The 5,247-nt window shown below is 69.2% G+C and carries 1 protein-coding gene; it reads right to left on the minus strand.

Annotation, left to right across the window (positions count from 1 at the left end):
* Positions 1-5,216 (minus strand): amino acid adenylation domain-containing protein (locus ACIRP7_RS45510; RefSeq protein WP_403672938.1); only part of this gene is annotated, 5,216 nt, incomplete at its 3' end.
* Positions 5,217-5,247: the final 31 nt, after the last annotated feature.

Below are 5,247 nucleotides of genomic sequence, written 5' to 3' on the forward strand. Positions count from 1 at the left end.
GCGAACAACCCCGGCAACGTCGACGACGCCACCTCAACCGCCGTCTCGTTCCACTCCTCCACCACCAGACGGCGCTCATCCGCACCCAGCACATCGATCCGCCCGACCCGCGCCTGCGGATCCTCCTCCAACGTGGTCACGAGCTGGCGGAGGCAGCTGTGCAGCATCGTGCTCACCTGTTCCGCATCGGCCGGCGCCACCGCGTCGATGGTCAGGCTGAACCCGTTCCCGTCATCATCGACATTCGCGACCAAGGGGTAGTTGGTGCGCCCTTCGGCGGCAAGGATCCGCACTTCCTCCAACCCGGTGCCCAGACCCGCGCCGAGCTCCGTCGCACCACCGCGGCCGTTGCGGTAGTTGAAGAGGGCGGTGAACAGCGGGCTGCCGCCAGCCACACCGCTCGCCTGCTGCGCGAGCACCAGCGGCGCGTGCTCGTGCACCAGCAGCTCGGCCAACTGCTGCCGCATCCCGGCCAGCGCCTCGCCCACGGCGGAGGTGCCGACCCGCACCCGCACCGGGAGCGTGTTGAGGCACGGACCCTGGAGCCGGTCGGCACCCGCCCCGGCGTTCATCCGGCCGAACAGCACCGTGCCGAACACCACGTCCTCACGACCGCTCACCGCGGCCAGCACCCGCGCCCACGCCAGGTGGAACACCGTCGCCGGACTCACGGCCATCCGGCGCGCGATCGCCCGCAGTCGAAGCGTGAGCTCAGCCTCCACCGAGGAACGCACCGATACCGCGGTCGTGCCGTCTCCGTGAACGTCCAGCAGGCCGAACGGGGCGGTGGTCTCGGTGACGTCGCCAAGCAGCCCCGCGAAGTACCGCTCATGCTCCTCGCGCGGCACACCGAGGCGGGCCTGGACGACGAAGTCGCGGAACGGCAGCCCCTTGGGCAGCGACTCGCCCCGCCCTGTCAAGAAGGCACGGACCTCCCCCAGCAGCGCGTCCGTCGTTGTGTCATCCCGCACCAAGTGGTGGACGCGCAGCAGGGCCAGCCAGCCGTCGCCGTTCGGTTCGGCGGCGATGTGCACATCCATCAGCGGGGCACGGTCCAGCTCCATCCAGGCCCCGCCGATGGACAGCAACTGCTCCGCCGCGTCCGCACCCTGCGGGTCCAGCACGACTTCCCTGACCGGCAGTTCGGCGTGTCGGGCCACGACCTGGACCGGCTCGCGCAGTCCCTCCCACACGATCGCCGTGCGGTACACGTCGTGCCGGTCGATCACCCGCTGCAGCGCGTTCAGGAACGAGTCGAGCCGCATGCGGGAGTCGAAGCCGAGCACCGTCGGCCCGGCATACACATCCCGCTCATCCGCACGCCCGGCCTTCATCAAGTGGTGGAAGAGAATGCCCTCCTGGAGCGGAGCCAGCGGGTAGACGTCCGCGACGTTCGCAGCACCACCGGTCACCTTCGCCACGATCGACTCGAGCTCGGCCTCGGTCAGCTCCACCAGCGGCAGCATCTCCGGGGTGATCTCCGTGGCGTCCTCGGGGATGAGGTTCGCCGGCACAACCACCTGCTCCGAACCCGCCTCGACCGCCAAGCCCGCCGGGGTCGACGTCTGGAACAACGCCTTCACCGACACCGAGACCCCACGCGCCCGCAACATCTCCACCAATGACACCGCCAGCAGCGAATGCCCACCCAACTCGAAGAAGTCGTCGTCGACGCCGACGCTCTCCAACCCGAGGACCTCGGCGAACGCCCGACACAGGATCTCCTCCTGCACCGACACCGGCCCACGACTCGACACCCCACGCACCGACGCGAAGTCGGGCGCGGGCAGCGCCCCGCGGTCCAACTTCCCGTTGCCTGTCAGCGGCAGGGCGTCCAACACCACCACAGCGGAAGGCAACATGTGCTCCGGCAACCGGGCGGCGACGAAGGTCCGCACCCCGTCCGCGAGCGTGTCGTCCACATCCTCCGGATCGTCCGCGACCACGTAGGCGACCAGGCGCTTGTCCCCCGGGGTGTCCTCGCGGGCGATCACGGCCGCCTGGGCGATCAGTGGGTGAGCCGTCAGGGCACTGGCCACCTCACCCGGCTCGATCCGGAAACCACGGATCTTCACCTGCTCGTCCGCACGGCCCAGGAACACGATCTCGCCATCAGCCGACCACTTCGCGCGGTCACCCGTGCGGTACATCCTCCCCCAGCCTTCGGCCGGGGGGACCCCCATGCCGCTGCCGAACGGGCACGCCACGAACCGCTCCGCGGTCAAACCAGGACGGCGCGCATAGCCGCGCGCCACCTGCGCACCCGCCACATACAACTCACCCGCCACACCCACCGGCACCGGGTTGAGGCGCTCATCCAGCACGTAGAAGCGGGTGTTGGCCACCGGCGAACCCACCGGCACCATCCCACCCGACGTCAGACGGGTGGTCGCCACACCGATCGTGGTCTCCGTCGGACCGTAGTGGTTGAACACATCCCGCTCACCGGCAGCCGCCAGCAACTCGGTCACCCATGCCGGCGAGGCGGCCTCACCGCCCAGCACCACCGACCGACCCGGCAGCACCCGCTCCAAACCACCCATCGCACCCAGCGCCGCCAGGTGCGAGGGCACCACCTTCAAGAAGTCGATGCCGTGCTCGACCAGATAGTCCGCGAGCAGACGCGGATCGGTGACCGCCTCCTCGTCCAGGACATGCAGCTCACCACCCGACAGCAGGCTCGCGAACAGCACCGTGTTCCCCAGGTCAGTCGCCTGCGCCTGCAACAGCGCATACCTACCGCCCTCGAAACCGACCCGGGCCGGCACCGAGGAGACGTAGTTGGCCAGACCCCCATGCGTAACGGTCACGCCCTTCGGACGACCCGTCGAACCGGAGGTGTAGATCACGTACGCCAGCGACCGCGGGTCCACCGCCGCTCCAGGCGAGGTGGTCGGCGCCGCCGCCAACTGCATCGCCGTCAACGTGCCGTCCACCGCCACCAGACGCACACCCACCGACGGCAGGTCCTCCAGCACCTCATCAGTGGTCAACACCAACTGCGCCCGCGAATCCTTCACCGTGAACGCGACCCGCTCCGCCGGCTGGGACACGTCCACCGGCAGATACCCCGCCCCCGCCTTCCACACCGCCAGAATCCCCGCGATCATCTCCGCACCACGCGGCAACGCCAACCCGATCAGCGATTCCGGACCAACACCCTGGCTGACCAGGTAGTGGGCAAGGCGGTTCGCCCGCGCATCCAACTCCGCGTACGACACGGGCACGCCACCGGACACCACGGCCACCGCCTCCGGCGTCCGCGCCACCTGCGCCTCGAACACCTGCGGAACCATCAACCCGGATCCGGCCGCAGTGGTGTCGTTCCACTCCGACAGCACCCGGCGACGCTCATCCGCACCCAGCACATCCACGGCGTCGACCCGGGCCTGCGGATCATCTGCCATCGCCGTCAGCACCCGCACCAGAGAGCCCGCGACCCGACCCGCGACATGCTCATCGAACAGATCCGCCGCCACCGTCAGCATGCCCCGGATCCCCGCCGGCGCGCCCTGCGCACCGAAAACCTCACCCACGATCACATCAACGTCGAACTTCGCCATCGCCCGTCCCAGCAACAGCGGTTCGGCCCCCAGGCCGGGCAGGTCCAGCGCACCACGATCCGCTACCAAGCCGGTGTTCTGGAAGGTCAGGACGACCTGGAACAGCGGGTGTCGGGCCAGCGAACGCGTCGGCGCCAACTCCTCCACCAGCTTCTCGAACGGCACGTCCTGGTTCTCCAGCGCGCTCAACCCCGCCTCGCGCACCCGCCCGAGAACCTCCTCGAACGTCGGGTCCCCCGACAGATCGGTCCGCACGACCACCGTGTTGACGAAGCACCCGACCAGATCGTTCAACGCCTCATCCGTACGCCCGGCGATCGCGGACCCGATCGGGACGTCGGCCCCCGCACCCAGCCGACTGAGCGTCACCGCGACAGCCGCCTGCAGCATCATGAAGAGGGTCACCCCACGCTCACGCGCCAACTCCACCAAACGCCCGTGCAATGCGGCCGGAACATCCAACTCCACGGTGTGGCCACGGTGCGAAGCAACCGCCGGCCGCGGCCGATCGAACGGCAGCGGCAACTCCTCCGGAGCCCCCGCCAACGCCCCGCGCCAGTAGTCCACCTGGCGCGACAACACACTGGACGAATCCCGCTCGTCGCCCAGCAACTCCTGCTGCCACAAGGCGAAATCCGCATACTGCACCGGCAGTGACTCCCACACCGGAGCCACGCCACCCAACCGCGCCGCATACGCCGCTGACAGATCCCGCACCAGCGGAGCAGTCGACCAGCCGTCCATGGCGATGTGGTGCGACAGCACCACCAGCACGTGCTCGACCGGACTCACCGCGAACAGCGTCGCCCGCAACGGAATCTCGGACGAGAAGTCGAACACATACCGGCCCGCCTCAGCCAGTGCGTCCTCCAGCCCCTCCGGCGTCACCTCGACCGCCGAGAGCTCGAACCCGCACTCCTCCACACCGAGAACGCGCTGGTACGGCTCACCATCGACTGCCGGGAACACCGTCCGCAGCACCTCGTGCCGCCCGATGACATCCCGCAGCGCCTCCGCCAGGGCCTCCCGGTTCACCTCCCCGGTCAAGCGCAAAGCCATCGGAGTGTTGTAGGTCGCGCTCGCGCCCTCCAACTCACCGAGGAACCACAGACGGCGCTGCGCGAACGACAACGGCACCCGCTCCGGACGCTCCATCGCACGCAGTGCCAACCGGCCCTCGCGGGCCTGCCCAAGCCGTCCCGCCAGACTCGCCGGCGTCGGCGCCTCGAACAGCTCACGGACCGCCAACTCCACACCCAGCACCGAACGGATCCGGGCCCGCAGCCGCATCGCCAGCAACGAGTGTCCGCCCAGCGTGAAGAAGTCGTCATCAACCCCCACCGCCGACAGACCCAGAATCTGCGCGAACGCCTGGCACAACAACTCCTCCTGTACCGTCGCCGGCGCCCGACCCGCACCCGCCGCATACTCCGGCGCCGGCAGCGCCTTGCGGTCCACCTTTCCGTTCACCGTCACCGGCAGCTCGTCCAGCACCACGACAGCCGACGGAACCATGTACGCCGGCAACCGCTCAGCAGCGAACTCAATTACTGATGAGGCGAGTTCGGCACTGTCGCCGTCCGCGATGACGTATGCCACCAGGCGGATGTCACCCGGGACGTCCTCGCGAGCGACGACCGCGACCTGGGCCACGGCAGGGTGTGCGGCCAGGATGACCTGGACC

The sequence above is a fragment of the Streptomyces sp. NPDC102270 genome (assembly GCF_044766405.1).
Taxonomy (GTDB): domain Bacteria; phylum Actinomycetota; class Actinomycetes; order Streptomycetales; family Streptomycetaceae; genus Streptomyces.